This window comes from Nonomuraea sp. KM90 (genome assembly GCF_052246675.1).
Lineage (GTDB): Bacteria > Actinomycetota > Actinomycetes > Streptosporangiales > Streptosporangiaceae > Nonomuraea.
Window position 1 is genome coordinate 1 of the sequence record NZ_JBQQCB010000302.1, and the last position, 3,174, is coordinate 3,174.

Genomic DNA, 3,174 nt, shown 5'->3' on the forward strand with positions numbered 1-3,174 from the left:
CGCGGGCACATCAGCGGGCGAGATCTTCAGCGTGCCGACGATCTGGCATCCGGCGCAGTCGGCGATCCGCTTGGTGAAGCCCTTGGCCTGGTAGTCGCCCATGGCCACGTCGCTGAACGCCACGTGCAGGATCTTCGCCTCTCCTTGGGTCTTGGCGATCACGGTGTCTGCGCGCAGCCGGCCCAGCCGGCTGTAGAAGCCAGCCACCGTCGGGTCACCGGCGAAGTGCCGTGCCGGAGCGTCATACAGCGCAGCGCTGCCCCCCTGGGTAGGGTCGTCACAATCAAAGCTGCTGAAGGACGCGATCTTGACGCCGGCCTGCTTGGCCTCGACCAGTGCCTGCCGAACCGGGGCGCAGTCGACCGCCAGCAACACGATGCCGTCGGCCTTGGCCGCCGTGGCCTGGCGGACGCAGCTGGCCTGGGCGCCGTTCTCGTTGTTGCGACCGTCACAGACCTGGACCTGCCACCTCAGCGCCTTGGCTGCTGCCGCCACCTGCTCACCCTGATAGACCAAGGCGTGAACCTGCTGCCAGGCCGAAATGATCCAGATGTTCTTGCCCGGCTCGGGCCTCGGTGCCTTCGAGGGTGGCGCTGCGTAGTCACCCGCGTACGCCTGATTCACCGCAGCGGTCGCTTGAGCGATGACCTGAGGTGAGGTGACCGACGCGGCCGAGTCCTGTGCGCCGGACGACGCGCCACAGGCCGCGAGTGAGAGGCACAGCAGGGCGATGAGAAGGACGCCCACAGGCCGTGGGCGGGTAGGTCGGGGGTATGGCATGGCGCGCTTTCCTAACTCAAGTGCGGGTGTATCAGCGATATCGGGCCGGGATCGCGCCCGGCCAGCCGATCTGGGCTTCCAGTGCGGCGGCCAGGCGTAGCAGGGTCGCCTCGTCGAAGGGTGCACCAATGAGCTGTACACCGATAGGCAGTCCGCCCGGCGCCGTGTGCACCGGCAGGCTGATGGCCGGTTGGCCGGTGACGCTGGCCAGCATCGTGAAGGAGACCATCAACAGCGCACTGGGCTGCGCAACCTCCACGGCGCGGTTCGCCTCGTCCCGGATCAGGCCCAGCTCAGGTGGCTGACAGGCCAGCGTGGGGGTGAGAAGCACGTCGAAGTCGCGTCCCCATTGCGCCACGATCCGGCGGGATTCGAGTTGCAACCGTACTGACGCCTGCACGTACTCGCCGGCGTGCACCTTCTGCAGCCGCTCCCAGCGGTATCGGTTGTACGGCTCGGCGCTGTCTGGGTGGTCGAAGGGGTGCGCGTACAGGGAGCCCGGAATGATCATGTCGACGTACGCAAGCGCTGCCTGGGAACTGAGCAGCTCCGGCGTCACAGGCCGGACGTCGTGGCCCATCGCGGCCAGCATCGTGGCGGCGGCCGTGGCAGCGTGCGCGCACTCCGGGTCCACCGGTAGGCCGGTGGGCGCGTCGAGCAGCAGGCCGATGCGAAGCCGGCCGCAGCCGCGCCCCGGCTCCTGCGCGAATGGCCGCGACGGCGCAGGTGCCTGGAACCAGCCATGCGGGTCAGGCCGGGAGATGACGTCGAGAATCGCCGCAGCGTCCGCGACGTACCGTGTGATCATCCCCTCTGTGGTGCAGTACTCCCACCACGACTGGACCAGCTGGGGGACCCGGGCCCGGCTCGGCTTGAGCCCGACCAGGCCGCAAGCGGACGCGGGCATCCGCAGTGACCCGCCGCCGTCGTTGCCGTGCGCCAGCGGGGCCAGGCCAGCGGCCACCGCTGCGGCCGCGCCACCGCTGGATCCTCCGGGTGAGCGGCTCAGGCTCCATGGGTTCGCCGTCGGGCCGTAGCGAGCATTCTCGGTAGCCGGTAGCGTGCCCATCTCCGATGTATTGGAGCGACCCATGAGGATGCAGCCGGCCTCGATCAGCCGGTCGACGACCGGCTCGCTGCAGGTACGCGGCGCGTCGGAGACGCCGAAGGAACCCATCGTGTTGGGCTGCCCCGCAACAGAGGTGAGGTCCTTGATCGGCAAGGGCACGCCATGGAACGATCCAAGATCTGCATTAGCTGTCACCGCCCGGGTGGCCGCCGCTGCGGCCGCTCTAACCTCGTCGTCGTTCCGCCAGACGATGGCGTTGAGCTCGCCGTTGTAACAATCCATCCGGTGGAGATACATCTCGGCGACCTCGGTGGGGCTCACTTGGCGCGAGCGGATCGCGTTGGCGATCGTCACTGCCGAGCTGAACGGGTCCATCGCGGCTCCTTCGGGCTTGCGGCATCCACATACATCGTCACTTCGGCTGGCGCTGGGGTGGCACATCGGTGACCATCGTTGTGTCCGGAACCGCCAGCAACGCGGACGTCGCGCGGTTCGCTGGCCCGAGCACAGCACGATCCGCGCCGCTGCGGCCGGCGACTTTCGCCGGCCTCCCGGATCTCGCCCCGCGATGCGGGAGAAACTCTGATATCGGGTCGTAGGGGGGTGAGCCGGGCCGCCTGCACGGACGCACTGCCAGTGTGTGCGAAGGCGACGGTGGGCCGGTATTGGCAGTTGCTAGCCCGCCCGGCGGGCCACGATCTTAGCCCCTGGTTGTGCATTGAGGCTGCTCCACATCAAGGTGTGAATATCAATAATTGAGATTATCATCTATATTCGGCCGCCGTCCAGAGTGACTGGTGTACCGAGGAGGCATCCCCGTGCAGAAGGAGACGCGGGAGCTCCTTCCTCGTGCCACCGGCAGCAACATGCCATGGATTTGACCGCCGTTGCAGCACGGGTAGCGAGGCCTGCTCAGCGCTGGCCAGTGCAGGCTGGTCCTTCGCCCCCGGCGTGCCAACGTCGCACCATCCGCCGGCAGCTGTCGTCGTGAAGGATGACTGACCATTGCCTTGCCCCCACGGACGCGCTGGATCAACGCGCCGCTGACTACCCATGACTACCTACGGGGCTCCTCGAACGAGGACACGTGTTTCCACGGTTTCGAGACTGCCGTGGCTGGCGCAGTCTGAAAGTACGGACTCACTGGAGGTGGCCTTAATGAACGCACCTTGCGACGACACCGGTACGGTCGGCCTGATCGAGCGACTGGAGCACCTGATCGAGCACATGCGTGTGCAGCAGCGGCAGTTCGTCACTGACGCCTCTCATGAGCTTCGTACCCCCCTGGCCGGACTTCGGCTCTGGCTGGAGGAGGCGCGGCTGCA

At 67.2% G+C, this 3,174-nt stretch carries 3 protein-coding genes; 1 reads left to right on the plus strand and 2 read right to left on the minus strand.

Annotated features, from left to right (window positions below):
* Both ACTWPW_RS63550 and ACTWPW_RS63555 read right to left on the minus strand, forming a co-directional pair.
* Window positions 1–747 (minus strand): substrate-binding domain-containing protein (locus ACTWPW_RS63550; protein ID WP_443174937.1); only part of this gene is annotated, 747 nt, incomplete at its 3' end.
* Between the two features lie 64 nt (window positions 748–811).
* Window positions 812–2,224, minus strand: a complete 1,413-nt coding sequence (locus ACTWPW_RS63555) for an amidase (protein WP_443174938.1) — start codon at window positions 2,222–2,224, stop codon at window positions 812–814.
* A gap of 852 nt (window positions 2,225–3,076) precedes the next feature.
* On the opposite strand from ACTWPW_RS63555, the gene ACTWPW_RS63560 reads away from it, so the two are divergent.
* Window positions 3,077–3,174: histidine kinase dimerization/phospho-acceptor domain-containing protein (locus ACTWPW_RS63560; RefSeq protein ID WP_443174939.1), on the plus strand; the 98-nt coding region annotated here is incomplete at its 3' end.

Coding starts and splice junctions, on each gene's coding strand:
- ACTWPW_RS63555 (WP_443174938.1), bottom strand. CDS start 2,224: ATGGACCCGTTCAGCTCGGCAGTGACGATCGCCAACGCGATCCGCTCG.